Raw genomic sequence first — 14246 nt, forward strand, 5'->3', positions numbered from 1 at the left:
GCGCTATGCATACAGGTCACGCAGTCGTACGGAGAGGCAGGTCACACAGCCTTCGAGCTTTTCGAACTCGCTGATGTTCACCGGTACGGGCTCGTAGCCGAGGTCCGCGAACAGCTCCGCCGTCTTCGGCGCGCTTGCCGCCATCAGCAGCTTTCCGCCGCCGAGGAGCACCACGTGGGCCCCGGACTCCTCGGGTACCTGAAGGTGGCGGGGGAAGTGGGAGAAGCTGTCGACCAGGGGCGGGTAGCCGATGACGGTGGAGTCCGGCAGCGCGGTGACGGCCGACTTCAGGTGCAGGACCTTGCTCACCGGGACGGCGACGACGCGCGCACCGAGCGGCTCGAAGGCGGCCCGCAGCTGCTGCACCCCGTCGGCGTTCGTACGGCCGCCGCGGCCGACGTAGATCGTGTCGCCGACCTTGAGGACATCGCCGCCGTCGAGGGTGCCCGGCCCCCACACCCAGTTCACCGAGCAGCCGAGCCGTGCCAGCATCTCCTCGACCGCGGAGGTCTCCGGCCGCCGGGACTCCGCGCCCGGGCGGGCGATGAGGGCGACATTGCGGAACATCACCACGGTGTCCTCGATGAAGACCCCGTCCGGGCAGTCGTCGGCCGGCGCCACCTCGACGGTCTCCCAGCCGTGCTCGCGCAGCGCCCCGGTGTACGTCTCCCACTGGGCGAGTGCCAGCTCCGGGTCGACGGGGCGGCGCTCGACATGGGTGACCAGCCCCTCGGCGAGACGTGGGCTGGGGCGGCGGATCAGGGCTTTCCTGCTGGGCACGGGCGACTCTCCTGGTGTCTCGGGTGCGGGCCCATCATGTCCCGCGGGTTCGGGGGAGGGAATCCCCCGGACCGCGTGCCCGCCGGGCGTGGCGTCGAACCGTGGCGGCGGCCCCGAAAGCCGTCGGGCCGGTGCGGCCGTTCGGCTGCCGGGGGCTGCGGTCCGCCCCCGGCGCCCCTCACCGCTCCCGCAGGCCTTCGAGCACCTCCTCCGCCGTCGTCGGGCGCAGCTCGCCGTCCAGCAGCAGCCAGCGCGTGATGCCGATCGACTCCAGGAACGTCACGTCGTGGCTCGCCACGATCAGTGCGCCCTCGTACGACTCCAGCGCGGCCGTCAGCCTGCGCACGCTCGCCATGTCCAGGTTGTTCGTCGGCTCGTCGAGCATCAGCAGCTGCGGCGCCGGTTCAGCGAGCAGGAGCGCGGCCAGCGCCGCACGGAAGCGCTCGCCGCCCGACAGGGTTCCGGCCGCCTGATCGGCTCGTGCGCCCCGGAACAGGAAGTGCGCCAGGCGCGCCCTGATCCGGTTGTCCGTGGCCTCGGGAGCGAACCGTGCCACGTTCTGCGCGATGCTCAGCCCGTCGTCGAGCACATCGAGCCGCTGCGGCAGGAAACGCAACGGCACCTCGGCCACCGCAGTGCCCGCGAGCGGCGTCAGCTCGCCGGCGATCGTCCGCAGCAGGGTGGTCTTGCCCGCGCCGTTGCGGCCGACGAGCGCGACGCGCTCCGGGCCGCGCACCTCCAGCTCGCCGCGCACCTCGGCCCCGTACGGCAGCCGGAGATCGCTCAGCCGCAGTACGCCGCGGCCGGGATGGACCTTGGTGAACGGCAGCTCGATACGGATCTCGTCGTCGTCGCGCACCGCGTCCACGGCCTCGTCCAGCCGCTCCTTCGCATCGGCGAGCCGCTCCGTGTGCATGATGCGGTGCTTGCCCGCGGACTCCTGGGCGGCCCTCTTCCGCGCACCCATCACGATCTTCGGCTCCCGCTTGGAGTCCCACATCTTCTGGCCGTACCGCTTGCGGCGGGCCAACTTGACGTGTGCGTCGACCAGTTCGCGCTTCTGGCGCTGCACGTCGGCCTCGGCGACGCGCACCATGCGCTCCGCGGCCTCCTGTTCGACGGCGACCACTCGCTCGTACGCGGTGAAGTTGCCTCCGTACCAGCTCACTTCGCCGTCGCGCAGCTCGGCGATCTGGTCGACGAGGTCGAGCAGCCGGCGGTCGTGACTGACGACGACCATCACTCCCGACCAGCCGGCCACCGCGTCGTAGAGCCGCTGACGGGCGTACAGATCAAGGTTGTTGGTCGGTTCGTCGAGCAGCAGCACCCCCGGACGGGCGAGCAGCAGGGCCGCCAGCCGGAGCAGCACGCCCTCGCCGCCCGAGACCTCCCCGATGGTGCGGTCGAGGCCGATGTGCCCGAGGCCCAGTTGCTCGAGCGTGGCGTATGCGCGCTCCTCGACATCCCAGTCGTCGCCGATCGCGGTGAAATGCTCGTCGCTCGGGTCACCGGCCTCGATGGCGTGCAGTGCGGCACGCTTCGCGGCGATGCCGAGCACCTCGTCCACCCGCAGCGCGGTGTCGAGCACCAGATTCTGCGGGAGGTAGCCGATCTCGCCCAGAGCGCGTACCGCTCCACCGGTCGGTGCGAGGTCGCCGGCCATCAGCCTCAACAGGGTGGACTTCCCTGACCCGTTGAGGCCGATGAGCCCGGTACGGCCCGGGCCGACCGCCAGATGGAATCCGTCGAAGACGCTCGTGCCGTCCGGCCAGGCGAAGCTCAGCGAGGAGCAGGTGACATGCGTGGGGAAGGTGGTCATACAGCGGTCTCCTGGTTGCGTGGAAGGGGTAGGGCAACGGATGGAGACACCACAGCGCGGGCGACGGCGGCCGAAGGGGCGACGAAGAGAAGGGTCCCGGTCGGACAGTGGACGGCGGTACGCCGAGGTCGCACACGACGAGCACGGGCAGAATCCGTGCCACACGGTGTCTCATGACCTCAGACGAGCAACGTCCTACTCCGATCGACGACAACAGAACCACTCGTCACGGTAGGAGGCCCCCTGGGGAGCGTCAAATGTATTTCCCGAGGCATCGGTACCGAGGTGCCGAGACGCCGGGCAGCCGACAGGTTGACGTCGCAAAGCTGCCAGCCACCCTGCCCGGAGCGGTGGTTGGGTGCACGGCATGACGAACCTTCACGATCTCGCCCGCCGTTTCCACGCCCTGCACGTCCCCGGCCGTCCGCTGGTCCTCCCCAACGCGTGGGACACCGCCGGCGCCCGGATCATTGCCGAAGCGGGCGCCGCTGCGATCGCCACCACCAGCGCGGGAGTCGCCTGGAGCCTGGATGCCGCGGACGGTGACCGGGTGGACCGCGCGGGCGCGCTCGCCAGGATCGCGCGTATCGCCGCCGCCGTGGACGTGCCGGTCTCGGCGGACATCGAGGGCGGCTACGCGGTGGACGCCGACGGGGTAGCCGCGACGGTCCGTGAGGTGCTCGACGCGGGTGCCGTCGGCGTCAACATCGAGGACGGGCCCCGGCCGGCGGCCGAGCATGTGCGATGCATCGCCGCGGCCCGCGCGGCCGCCGACGCCGCGCAGGTGCCGCTCTTCGTCAACGCCCGTATCGACGTCTATCTGGCCGGCATCGGTCCGGTGGGGGACCGGCTGGAGGAGACGCTGAGGCGGGCTGCCGCATGCATCGCCGCCGGAGCGGACGGGATCTTCGTCCCGGGCGTCGTCGACCCGGACACCGTCGAGGCACTCGCCAAGGGCATCGGCGCGCCGCTCAACGTGTTGGCGGGACCCGGTGCTCCGGCCACGACGGAACTGGGACGGCTCGGTGCGGCGCGCGTCAGTGTCGGCTCCGGGATCGCGCAGGCTGTCCACGGGCTGGTACGCGCCGCGGCCGCAGAACTGCTCACCGACGGTACGTACGCATCCCTGACCGGGGGTTACGACTACGCGGAACTCAACGCGCTGCTCGGTGCGGATGTCCGCCAGCGCCCTTCTTCCGGTTCAGGTGAGCCCGGCAAGATCGGGATGAAGTGCCTCTGAGCCCGGCCGCCGAAGGACCGGCTCAGCAGGGGTCGCGCAGCAGCTCGGTCAGATCGCGGTCGAGATCCAGATACAGATGCTCGTGCCCGGACGGGACCAGCCCCTGTACGCGCTTGAGGAAACGGCGCAGCTCGCCTGTGCGGATGTGCACCATCGCCATGCCTTCGGGGGCATGGAACTCCAGCACCGTACGGTCATACCCGTACGGCCGGACGCGAACGTCCCCGACACCCGCCGGTTCGTGGACGCCCGCGGCCAGGAGCTCGCGGGAGAACGCCCACGAGATGTCCTCACCCTCGAGCGTGGCGGGCGCCGGGAAGTCCAGCCGCACGGCGAAGGGGTCCTCGCGGTCGTAGCGCAAGGTCACCGGGATGGACTCCATCAGGGGTGCCGAGGCGACCAGGCGGGCCTGGACGCCCTGCTCGATGACGGTGGACAAGGCCTGCTCCTCAATGCGCGGCACGCTGTTGGCTCCCTGACATGGGTGTAGACGGCGGAACGACCGGATCCGTGCATCGCGACGGGACGTGACCTGCGTCACCGTCCGGCAAGGACGCGCCCTGGACGGGGTACCGCCCGTGGGCTAGCTTCCAGCGCCATGACATCCAAGGGGAAGACGGGACGAGCGGTTTCGCTGGGGTTGTGCACGGTTGTTGCGGCAGCAGTGCTGGCCGCTCCGGCGCAGGCATTACCGGCGGAGCACCCTGCGACCGGGCAGGGCGGTGCGCCCGCCTGGAGCGTGAAGGACACCGGGACCGACGCGCGCTTTCGCGGGCTTGCGCCCGTCAGCCGCAGGATCGCGTGGGTGGCGGGGTCCAAGGGAAAGGTGCTGCGCACGGTGGACGGGGGCCGCAGCTGGCTCGATGTCTCGCCGCCGGGCGCGGCCGAGCTCCAGTTCCGTGACATCGAGGCGTTCGACGGCAGACGTGCGGTGGTGCTGGCCATCGGGGAGGGGGAGGCGTCCCGGGTGTTCCGTACCGACGACGGCGGGGCGACCTGGACCGAGTCGTTCCGTAACGACGACCCGAGGGCGTTCTACGACTGCATCACGTTCTTCGACAGCCGGCACGGGCTCGCCATGAGCGACCCGGTGGACGGCAAGTACCGGATCCTGTCGACCGGCGACGGCGGCAAGTCGTGGAAGGTGCTGCCGAACGACGGGATGCCGGCGGCGCTGCCCGGCGAGGCGGGCTTCGCCGCCAGTGGCCAGTGCCTGGTGAGCTCGGGGCCCAAGGACGTCTGGCTGGCGACCGGCGGCGGGGCGACCGCCCGGGTGCTCCACTCCGCCGACCGCGGCCTGCACTGGAGCGCCGCCGAATCCACGATCCCGGCCGGGGACCCGGCGCGCGGCGTCTTCGCCCTCGCGTTCCAGGGCCGTGGCCACGGTCTCGCGGTCGGCGGCGACTACCGCCCCGACCAGGCGTCCCCGCAGGCTGCCGCGGTCACGGACGACGGCGGCCGCAGCTGGAGGCAGTCCACGACGCCGCCGCCCGCGTACCGCTCGGGGGTGGCCTGGCTGCCGCACAGCAGGACGGCGGCGCTCGCGGTCGGGCCGACGGGCACCGATCTGACGGTCGACGCCGGGCGCACCTGGCGCACCGTCGACACCGGCTCGTTCGACACGGTCGACTGCACACCCGACTTCGGCTGCTGGGCCGCCGGCGAGAAGGGCCGCGTGGCGCGCCTGGAATTCTGACCGGTCAGGACGGCAACTGCTGCCGGTAGGGGGCGAGTTCTGGCACGGTCCTGGTCATGATGAACTCCGTGATCCGGTACGTGCACACCTCGCCGGCGACGAAGGGGTCGGCCGCCGTGATCCTTTCCATCCGCGCGCGGTCGTCCCCGACGGCGAGGATCACCCCGCCGTCGCGCGGGTTCTTGCGGCCCGAGGCGATGAACACCCCCTCCTCGTACCGGGCGTCGAGCCACTCCACATGGGCTTCGAGCAGCTCATCGACCCTCTCGAGCGGGGCGGTGTAGGTCAATTCGAGTACGAACATGATCCGGAGGCTACCTCTCGGGCCGCGTAGGCTGTGCCGCACCATGAAGATCGTCGAAGCGCCCGCCGGCTGGCCCATGACCGAAGCGGCTGCCCTGGCCGTCCAGGACGAACTGCGAACCCGAGTCGTCCTGGACGAGCCCGGCCCGCCGCCCGGCACCGGACTTGTGACAGGCGTCGATGTGGCGTACGACGACGAACGCGACATCGTCGCCGCCGCGGCCGTCGTCCTGGACGCCGCGACGCTCGCGGTCGTGGACGAGGCCACCGCGATCGGCCGGGTCACCTTCCCTTACGTCCCGGGGCTGCTGGCCTTCCGTGAGATCCCGACGGTGCTGGCCGCGCTGGACGCCCTCACGGCCGGTCCCGGACTTGTCGTCTGCGACGGTTACGGCCGGGCGCACCCGCGGCGCTTCGGGCTCGCCAGCCACCTCGGTGTGCTCACCGGTCTGCCGACCATCGGCGTCGCGAAGAACCCGTTCGTCTTCACCTACGGTGAACCGGGCCGCGGGCGCGGCGACTTCGCCCCGCTGCTGGCGGACGACGCCGAGGAGGTCGGCCGGGCGCTGCGCACCCAGAACGGCGTCAAGCCGGTCTTCGTCTCCGCCGGCCACCGCGTGACCCTGGCGAACGCATGCGCCCACACCCTGCACCTGGCCCCCGACTACCGCATCCCGGAGACCACTCGTCGCGCGGATTCCCTGTGCCGTCGCGCACTGCAGGAGGCCACGTCGGCGTGACCCCCTCCGGGGGGCGCGGGCCCGACAGGATCGCCCGGACAGGGCCTAGCGCGAGTCCGCCACGCGGAACGTGATCCCCGCGGCCCGCAGCCGTTCCAGCAGCGCGTCGCCCATCGCCACCGTCGTCGTCACCTGTCCCGCGGTTTTCGGCAGGTCGTCGAAGGCCAGGCACATCGCCGACTCGGCGAGCATCTTCGCCGTCTCGTCGTAGCCCGGGTCGCCTCCTGCGACCTCGGTGAAGACCCGGCGCCCGCCGCCCTCGCCCACGAAGCGGACCGTGAACCAGCTCCGCGCGCGTCGCTTCTCGCTCGGTCCTTCGCCCGGCTCGTAACGGTCCATCAGCCAGCGCCGGGCGGCCGGGATCTGGGCGAGCGCCACGCCCGCGCCCACCGCCGCCGGGCCGCCCAGCGCCATCGGCAGCGACTTGACCGCCGCGTAGTGCCGGTAGCGGAAGTCGGGGCCGTAGCGATCGAGCGCACGGGCCGAGCGCGCCACGATCTGCCCGTCGATCGTCGGCAGCGGCAGCGCCCACGCACCGGTCTCGCGGCTGAAGCGCGGAGCGCCGAGCGGTGCCCGCGCCCGCCGCCCGACCAGGCGCGGCTCGTGCAGCCGGCGCTCCTGCGCCGCGCGTGCCGACTGGCGGGGCCGGCCCATGGCGGTGAGCGCGGACGCCATGGTGCCACCGGAGAACATGGCGTTCGACCGGACGAATCCGTCGACGGCCAGCGGCACGCCCTCGGGCAGCTGCCGCACCGTGAAGTACGCGCCCAGATCGTGCGGTACCGAGTCGAAGCCGCAGGCATGGACGATCCGGGCACCGGTCTCCCTGGCCCGCGCGTCGTGCCGGACGAACATCAGGTCCACGAACTCCGGCTCACCGGTCAGGTCCGCATAGTGGGTCCCGGCCTCGGCGCACGCAGAGACCAGGCCCTCGCCGTACCAGACATAGGGACCGACCGTGGTGGCGACGACATGGGTGGACTCGGCGAGCTCCCGCAGCGCCTCGTGGTCGTCCGCGTCCGCCACGATCAGGGCGAGCTCGGCGCAGCGCGGATCGAGAGCGGACAGCCGTTCGCGCAGTTGCTCCAGCTTCACCCGATTGCGCCCCGCGATCGCCCAGCGGCAGCCGTCGGGCGCGTGCCGCGCGAGGTACTCGGCGGTCAGCGCACCGACGAATCCCGTGGCCCCGAAGAGCACCATGTCGTACGGGCGCTGCGCGCGACCGGTCCCGTTCTGGCTGTTCAATGGCCCCTCCGCCGTTGCCCCACGCTGATGTCGGTGGCTGAGGCTAGCGTGCCCGGCGGCCGCGCAGAAGATGCGTTTCCCATCAGTAACCTGCGAGTCTGGGGAAGCTAAGCGCTTGCTCGGCCCAAGGTCTTGTGCGGAGTGGAACGCGTTCTTACCATCACTGGTGTTACATCAGTAGTGTCACATTGCTGGGGGCTGGATGACAGCGTCAGGGAACGGTCCGCTGGCCGGGGTGCGTGTGGTGGAGCTGGCCGGTATCGGGCCCGGCCCGTTCGCCGCGATGCTCCTCGCCGACCTCGGCGCCGATGTCGTACGCGTCGACCGCCCCGGCGGTGCGGGGCTCGCGATCGATCCGGCGTACGACCTCACCAACCGCAACAAGCGGTCGGTGCTGATCGACCTCAAGGCCGAGGACGGCCCCGGCCAGGTGCTCGACCTGGTCGAACGGGCCGACGTACTGATCGAGGGGTACCGCCCCCACGTGGCCGAGCGGCTCGGGGTCGGCCCCGACGAGTGCCTCGCCCGCAATCCGCGCCTGGTCTACGGGCGCATGACCGGCTGGGGGCAGGAGGGGCCGCTCGCCCAGCGCGCCGGTCACGACATCGCGTACATCGCCGTCACCGGCACGCTCGGCATGATCGGCAAGCCGGACGAGCCCCCGACCGTCCCCGCCAACCTCGTCGGCGACTATGCGGGCGGCTCGCTCTACCTCGTCATCGGCGTCCTCGCGGCGCTCCAGCACGCCCGTGCCGGCGGCACCGGACAGGTCGTCGACGCGGCCATCGTCGACGGCGCGGCGCATCTGGCCACGATGATCCACGGCATGATGGCGGCCGGCGGCTGGCAGGACCGCCGCGGCGCGAACCTGCTCGACGGCGGCTGCCCCTTCTACGGCACCTACGAGACCGCTGACGGTCAGTACATGGCGGTCGGGGCGCTGGAGCAGCAGTTCTACAACGAGTTCATCGAGCTGCTCGGCATCAAGGACGAGGTCCCGGCCCGCAAGGACTTCGACCGGTGGGGCGAGCTGCGTGCGGCGGTCGCCGCACGGTTCAGGACGCGCACCCGCGCGGAGTGGACGGCCGTGTTCGAGGGCTCCGATGCCTGCGTCGCCCCCGTCCTCTCGCTCCGCGAGGCCCCGGCCCATCCGCATCTCGCGGCCCGCGGCACCTTCGTCGACCACGGCGGCATCACCCAGCCCGCGCCCGCACCCCGCTTCTCCGCCACTCCGGGGGCCGTGACCCGTCCGCCCGCCCAGCCCGGCGCGGACACCGAAGCGGTGGCCCGCGACTGGGACGTACCCAGCATCACGACCGGCATCGAGGCCGGTACCCGGCCCCAGGAGGACCGTTGAAGCGTCAGATCTTCGCCGCGGAGCACGACGCCTTCCGTGACACCGTCCGTACCTTCCTCGCCAAGGAGGTGCTGCCCCACTACGAGCAGTGGGAGAAGGACGGAATCGTCAGCCGGGAGGTGTGGCGGGCCGCGGGCCGTCAGGGGCTGCTGGGCCTCGCGGTGCCCGAGGAGTACGGGGGCGGCGGGAACGACGACTTCCGGTACGCCGCCGTGCTTCACGAGGAATTCACCCGTGCGGGTGCACCCGGACTCGCGATCGGGCTCCACAACGACATCATCGGCCCGTACCTCACCTCACTGGCCACCGACGAGCAGAAGCGGCGCTGGCTGCCCGGCTTCTGCACCGGCGAGATCATCACCGCCATCGCGATGACCGAACCGGGTGCGGGCTCCGACCTCCAGGGCATCCGCACCACCGCCGAGGACCGGGGCGACCACTGGCTCCTCAACGGCTCGAAGACCTTCATCTCCAACGGCATCCTCGCCGACCTGGTGATCGTCGTCGCGAAGACCACCCCTCAGGGCGGCGCGCGCGGCCTGACCCTGCTCGTCGTCGAGCGCGGCACGGAGGGCTTCGAGCGCGGCCGCAACCTCGACAAGATCGGCCAGAAGGCGCAGGACACCGCGGAGCTCTTCTTCAACGACGTACGTGTCCCCAAGGAGAATCTGCTCGGCGAACTCAACGGCGCCTTCGTCCACCTGATGACCAATCTGGCGCAGGAACGCATGGCCATCGCCGTCGCCGGGATCGCCGCCGCCGAGCATCTGCTGGAGATCACCACCGAGTACGTGAAGGAGCGGGAGGCTTTCGGCCGGCCGCTCGCGAGACTTCAGCACATCCGCTTCGAGATCGCGGAGATGGCCACCGAGTGCGCCGTCACCCGGGCCTTTCTGGACCGTTGCATCGAGGACCACGCGAATGCCGCGCTCGACGCCGTCCACGCCTCGATGGCCAAGTGGTGGGCCACCGAGCTGCAAAAGCGCGTGGCCGACCGCTGCCTGCAACTGCACGGCGGCTACGGGTACATGACCGAATACCGCGTCGCCAAGGCCTTCACGGACGGACGCATCCAGACGATCTACGGCGGCACGACCGAGATCATGAAGGAGATCATCGGCCGCTCGCTGCTCGGCTGACCCCCCACCTGATTCTGCTCGGCCCACCCTCATCGAAAGGCTCCCGACAGTGAGCACCGAAGCGTATGTGTACGACGCGATCCGCACCCCGCGCGGCCGTGGCAAGGCCAACGGCGCGCTGCACGGCACCAAGCCGATCGACCTCGTCGTCGGACTGATCCATGAGATCAAGGCCCGCTTCCCGGGCCTGGACCCGGCCGCCATCGACGACATCGTCCTCGGCGTCGTCGGCCCGGTCGGTGACCAGGGCTCCGACATCGCCCGGATCGCGGCGATCGCTGCGGGGCTGCCCGACTCCGTCGCCGGCGTACAGGAGAACCGCTTCTGTGCCTCGGGCCTCGAAGCCGTCAACATGGCCGCGATGAAGGTCCGCTCCGGCTGGGAGGACCTGGTGCTGGCCGGCGGCGTCGAGTCCATGTCCCGGGTGCCGATGGCCTCCGACGGCGGTGCCTGGTTCGCCGACCCCATGACCAACTACGACACCGGCTTCGTACCGCAGGGCATCGGCGCCGACCTCATCGCCACCCTCGGTGGCTACACCCGCCGCATCGTCGACGAGTACGCGGCGCTCTCCCAGGAGCGGGCCGCGGCCGCCTGGAAGGACGGCCGCTTCGACCGCTCGGTCGTCCCGGTGCGCGACCGCAACGGCCTGGTCGTCCTCGACCAGGACGAGCACATGCGCCCTGGCACGACGGCAGAGTCCCTTGCCGCGCTCAAGCCGTCCTTCGCGGGTATCGGGGATCTCGGCGGCTTCGACGCCGTCGCGCTGCAGAAGTACCACTGGGTCGAGAAGATCGACCACGTCCACCACGCCGGCAACTCCTCCGGCATCGTGGACGGCGCGGCGCTCGTGGCGATCGGCAACAAGGCGGTCGGCGAGCGCTACGGGCTCACCCCGCGGGCCCGCATCGTCTCGGCCGCCGTCTCCGGTTCCGAGCCGACCATCATGCTCACCGGCCCGGCGCCGGCGACCCGCAAGGCGCTCGCCAAGGCCGGGCTCACCATCGACGACATCGACCTGGTCGAGATCAACGAGGCGTTCGCGGGCGTCGTGCTGCGTTTCGCCGACGACATGGGTCTCCCGCTCGACAGGATCAACGTCAACGGCGGCGCGATCGCCATGGGCCACCCGCTCGGGGCGACCGGAGCCATGATCCTCGGCACCCTCATCGACGAACTGGAGCGCCAGGACAAGCGGTACGGCCTCGCCACGCTGTGCGTCGGCGGCGGCATGGGCATCGCCACCGTCATCGAGCGTCTCTGACCCCCCGTCCTTCCCTCCCGTACGGAGTAACCAGAACCATGAGTGAATCCACCACCATCCGCTGGGAACAGGACGAGACCGGCGTCGTCACCCTCGTCCTCGACGACCCCAACCAGTCCGCCAACACGATGAACAACGCCTTCAAGGCATCCATCACGGCGATCGCCGACCGGGTGGAGGCCGAGCAGGAAGCCATCCGCGGCATCATCTTCACCTCCGCGAAGAAGACGTTCTTCGCCGGCGGCGACCTCAAGGAGATGATCAAGGCCGGCCCCGAGGACGTCCAGGCCGTCTTCGAGGCGGGTATGGGCATCAAGCGGGCCCTCCGCCGCATCGAGACGATCGGCAAGCCCGTCGTCGCCGCCATCAACGGCGCGGCGCTGGGCGGTGGCTACGAGATCGCCCTGGCCTGTCACCATCGGATCGCCCTCGACGCGCCCGGTTCCAAGATCGGCCTTCCCGAGGTCACCCTCGGCCTGCTGCCGGCGGGCGGCGGCGTCACCCGCACCGTGCGGCTGATGGGCATCGCCGACGCGCTGCTCAAGGTCCTTCTCCAGGGGACGCAGTACAACCCGCAGCGCGCCCTGGAGAACGGCCTCGTGCACGAAGTGGCCGCGACGCCCGAGGAGATGCTGGCCAAGGCCCGCGCCTTCATCGACGCCAACCCGGTCTCCCAGCAGCCCTGGGACGTCAAGGGGTACAAGATCCCCGGCGGCACCCCGTCGAACCCCAAGTTCGCCGCCAACCTTCCCGCCTTCCCCGCGAACCTGAAGAAGCAGACCGCCGGCGCGCCCTACCCGGCGCCGCGCAACATCCTCGCGGCCGCCGTCGAGGGTTCCCAGGTCGACTTCGAGACCGCGCAGATCATCGAGGCGCGGTACTTCACCGAGCTCGTCACCGGCCCGATCGCCAAGAACATGATCCAGGCGTTCTTCTTCGACCTGCAGGCGGTGAACTCCGGCGCCAGCAGGCCCAAGGGCATCGAGCCGCGCCCCGTCCGCAAGGTCGCCGTGCTCGGCGCCGGGATGATGGGCGCGGGCATCGCGTACTCCTGCGCCCGCGCCGGCATCGAGGTCGTCCTCAAGGACGTCACCGCCGAGGCGGCGGCCAAGGGCAAGGCGTACTCGGAGAAGCTGCTCGACAAGGCGCTCTCCCGGGGCCGTACGACCGAGGCCAAGCGCGACGCGCTTCTCGCGCGTATCACGCCGACGTCCGACCCCGCGGACCTCGCGGGCTGCGACGCCGTGATCGAGGCGGTGTTCGAGGACACCGCCCTCAAGCACAAGGTGTTCCAGGAGATCGAGGCGGTCATCGAGCCGGACGCCCTGCTCTGCTCCAACACCTCCACGCTGCCCATCACGGTCCTCGCGGAGGGCGTGGAGCGTCCCGTCGACTTCATCGGTCTGCACTTCTTCTCGCCCGTCGACAAGATGCCGCTGGTCGAGATCATCAAGGGTGAGCGCAGCGGCGACGAGGCGCTGGCCCGCGCCTTCGACCTGGTCCGCCAGATCAACAAGACCCCGATCGTGGTCAACGACTCGCGCGGCTTCTTCACCTCGCGCGTCATCGGCCAGTTCATCAACGAGGGCGTGGCGATGGTCGGCGAGGGCGTGGACCCCGTCTCCGTCGAGCAGGCGGCCGCCCAGGCCGGTTACCCGGCCAAGGTGCTCTCCCTGATGGACGAGCTGACGCTCACCCTGCCCCGCAAGATCCGCAACGAGAGCCGGCGCGCGGTCGAGGAGGCGGGCGGCACCTGGACCGGCCACCCGGCGGACGCGGTGATCGACCGCATGGTCGACGAGTTCGGGCGCCCGGGCCGCAGCGGTGGAGCCGGTTTCTACGAGTACGGCGAGGACGGCAAGCGGGCCGGTCTGTGGCCGGGGCTGCGGGAACACTTCGGCAAGACCGGCGTGGAGGTCCCGTTCGAGGACATGAAGGAGCGCATGCTCTTCTCCGAGGCTCTGGACACCGTCCGCTGCCTGGAGGAGAACGTGCTCACCTCCGTCGCGGACGCCAACATCGGCTCCATCATGGGCATCGGCTTCCCCGCCTGGACGGGTGGCGTGCTGCAGTACATCAACGGCTACGAGGGCGGTCCGGCCGGCTTCGTGGCGCGCTCCCGTGAGCTGGCCGAGCGCTATGGCGAGCGGTTCGAGCCGCCGGCGCTGCTGGTCGAGAAGGCCGAGCGGGGCGAGGTCTTCACCGACGCCTGATCCGGTCCCGCGGCATCGGGGCGGACGGGATCCACTGCTGCGATGTGAACCGCCCACCAGGGGCGCAGCCGTCCGGCTGCGCCCCTGGGTTTTCCGGCAGGTCAGCTCACCGCGTCACGGGGCGTCGACGCACACGCCCCAGACAGTGACGTTGATGGTGCTGCCGGTGGCGTTGCGGTAGGTGCCGGACCATGTGGTGTCGTTGATCGGCTGGGTCTCCATGACGTAGAGACCGCTGCTGGCCAGGACGGCACTGTCCAAGCCCCCGCCCGTGACCACCTTGCCGGCCGGACAGCTCACTGAGATGGTGCAGATGTTGTCACCCGTGCAGGCCACGGTGTTGAAGACCCTTTGGTAACCAGTGACCGGGCCAGAGCCCGTGGCGCCCGTCGGGCCGGTGGGACCCGTGGGGCCGGTGTCCCCCGTCGGGCCGGTGGGGCCCGTTGGTCC

13 protein-coding genes are annotated in these 14246 nt (G+C 70.9%); 7 read left to right on the forward strand and 6 right to left on the reverse strand.

What is annotated here, in order from left to right; genetic code table 11:
- Positions 1 to 3: 3 nt before the first annotated feature.
- Positions 4 to 780, reverse strand: a complete 777-nt coding sequence (gene ddaH / locus ABZ208_RS01530) for a dimethylargininase (RefSeq protein ID WP_356907545.1) — start codon at positions 778 to 780, stop codon at positions 4 to 6.
- Positions 781 to 958: 178 nt separating this feature from the next.
- The gene (locus ABZ208_RS01535; protein ID WP_356907546.1) at positions 959 to 2599 is read right to left on the reverse strand and encodes an ATP-binding cassette domain-containing protein; all 1641 of its coding nucleotides are present in this window, start codon (positions 2597 to 2599) and stop codon (positions 959 to 961) included.
- Between the two features lie 367 nt (positions 2600 to 2966).
- On the opposite strand from ABZ208_RS01535, the gene ABZ208_RS01540 reads away from it, so the two are divergent.
- Positions 2967 to 3839, forward strand: a complete 873-nt coding sequence (locus ABZ208_RS01540; protein WP_356907547.1) for an isocitrate lyase/phosphoenolpyruvate mutase family protein — start codon at positions 2967 to 2969, stop codon at positions 3837 to 3839.
- Positions 3840 to 3861: 22 nt separating this feature from the next.
- Here ABZ208_RS01540 and ABZ208_RS01545 read toward each other — a convergent pair whose 3' ends face one another.
- Positions 3862 to 4278, reverse strand: a complete 417-nt coding sequence (locus ABZ208_RS01545; RefSeq protein ID WP_328405389.1) for an SsgA family sporulation/cell division regulator — start codon at positions 4276 to 4278, stop codon at positions 3862 to 3864.
- A gap of 159 nt (positions 4279 to 4437) precedes the next feature.
- Here ABZ208_RS01545 and ABZ208_RS01550 point away from each other — a divergent pair, with 159 nt between their 5' ends.
- On the forward strand, positions 4438 to 5535 hold the full coding sequence (locus ABZ208_RS01550) for an oxidoreductase (RefSeq protein ID WP_356907548.1): 1098 nt from the start codon (positions 4438 to 4440) through the stop codon (positions 5533 to 5535).
- Positions 5536 to 5539: 4 nt separating this feature from the next.
- Here the strand turns inward: ABZ208_RS01550 and ABZ208_RS01555 are convergent, their stop codons facing one another.
- Complete coding sequence (locus ABZ208_RS01555) at positions 5540 to 5839, reverse strand: YciI family protein (protein ID WP_356907549.1); 300 nt, start codon at positions 5837 to 5839, stop codon at positions 5540 to 5542.
- Positions 5840 to 5882: 43 nt separating this feature from the next.
- Between ABZ208_RS01555 and ABZ208_RS01560 the strand changes: the two genes are divergently transcribed.
- Positions 5883 to 6578: an endonuclease V gene (locus tag ABZ208_RS01560; protein ID WP_356907550.1), complete on the forward strand. Its 696-nt coding sequence runs from the start codon at positions 5883 to 5885 to the stop codon at positions 6576 to 6578.
- 45 nt (positions 6579 to 6623) lie between these two features.
- On the opposite strand, the gene ABZ208_RS01565 is transcribed toward ABZ208_RS01560, so the two are convergent.
- The gene (locus ABZ208_RS01565) at positions 6624 to 7823 is read right to left on the reverse strand and encodes a saccharopine dehydrogenase NADP-binding domain-containing protein (RefSeq protein WP_356907551.1); all 1200 of its coding nucleotides are present in this window, start codon (positions 7821 to 7823) and stop codon (positions 6624 to 6626) included.
- Positions 7824 to 8025: 202 nt separating this feature from the next.
- Here ABZ208_RS01565 and ABZ208_RS01570 point away from each other — a divergent pair, with 202 nt between their 5' ends.
- Genes ABZ208_RS01570 through ABZ208_RS01585 form a run of 4 tightly spaced genes read left to right on the forward strand, consistent with a single transcriptional unit; the run spans position 8026 to position 13796 of the window.
- Positions 8026 to 9180, forward strand: a complete 1155-nt coding sequence (locus ABZ208_RS01570) for a CaiB/BaiF CoA-transferase family protein (protein ID WP_356907552.1) — start codon at positions 8026 to 8028, stop codon at positions 9178 to 9180.
- A complete protein-coding gene (locus ABZ208_RS01575; RefSeq protein WP_356907553.1) occupies positions 9177 to 10319 on the forward strand; it encodes an acyl-CoA dehydrogenase family protein in 1143 nt (380 codons plus the stop codon). Before ABZ208_RS01570 ends, ABZ208_RS01575 begins: the two co-directional genes overlap by 4 nt.
- Before the next feature lie 49 nt (positions 10320 to 10368).
- Entirely contained in the window at positions 10369 to 11583 is a 1215-nt protein-coding gene (locus tag ABZ208_RS01580; RefSeq protein WP_356907554.1) for an acetyl-CoA C-acetyltransferase, read from the forward strand.
- A 38-nt stretch (positions 11584 to 11621) separates the two neighbouring features.
- A complete protein-coding gene (locus ABZ208_RS01585) occupies positions 11622 to 13796 on the forward strand; it encodes a 3-hydroxyacyl-CoA dehydrogenase NAD-binding domain-containing protein (RefSeq protein WP_356907555.1) in 2175 nt (724 codons plus the stop codon).
- Positions 13797 to 13910: 114 nt separating this feature from the next.
- On the opposite strand, the gene ABZ208_RS01590 is transcribed toward ABZ208_RS01585, so the two are convergent.
- Positions 13911 to 14246 (reverse strand): hypothetical protein (locus ABZ208_RS01590; RefSeq protein WP_356907556.1); only part of this gene is annotated, 336 nt, incomplete at its 5' end.

This window comes from Streptomyces sp. NPDC006208 (genome assembly GCF_040613775.1).
Classification (GTDB): domain Bacteria; phylum Actinomycetota; class Actinomycetes; order Streptomycetales; family Streptomycetaceae; genus Streptomyces.

Excerpts from the sequence above, each read along its gene's own strand:
- ABZ208_RS01535 (WP_356907546.1), bottom strand. The coding sequence starts at position 2,599 with ATGACCACCTTCCCCACGCATGTCACCTGCTCCTCGCTGAGCTTCGCC.
- ABZ208_RS01585 (WP_356907555.1), top strand. The coding sequence starts at position 11,622 with ATGAGTGAATCCACCACCATCCGCTGGGAACAGGACGAGACCGGCGTC.
- ABZ208_RS01570 (WP_356907552.1), top strand. The coding sequence starts at position 8,026 with ATGACAGCGTCAGGGAACGGTCCGCTGGCCGGGGTGCGTGTGGTGGAG.
- ABZ208_RS01550 (WP_356907548.1), top strand. The coding sequence starts at position 4,438 with ATGACATCCAAGGGGAAGACGGGACGAGCGGTTTCGCTGGGGTTGTGC.
- ABZ208_RS01555 (WP_356907549.1), bottom strand. The coding sequence starts at position 5,839 with ATGTTCGTACTCGAATTGACCTACACCGCCCCGCTCGAGAGGGTCGAT.
- ABZ208_RS01560 (WP_356907550.1), top strand. The coding sequence starts at position 5,883 with ATGAAGATCGTCGAAGCGCCCGCCGGCTGGCCCATGACCGAAGCGGCT.
- ABZ208_RS01540 (WP_356907547.1), top strand. The coding sequence starts at position 2,967 with ATGACGAACCTTCACGATCTCGCCCGCCGTTTCCACGCCCTGCACGTC.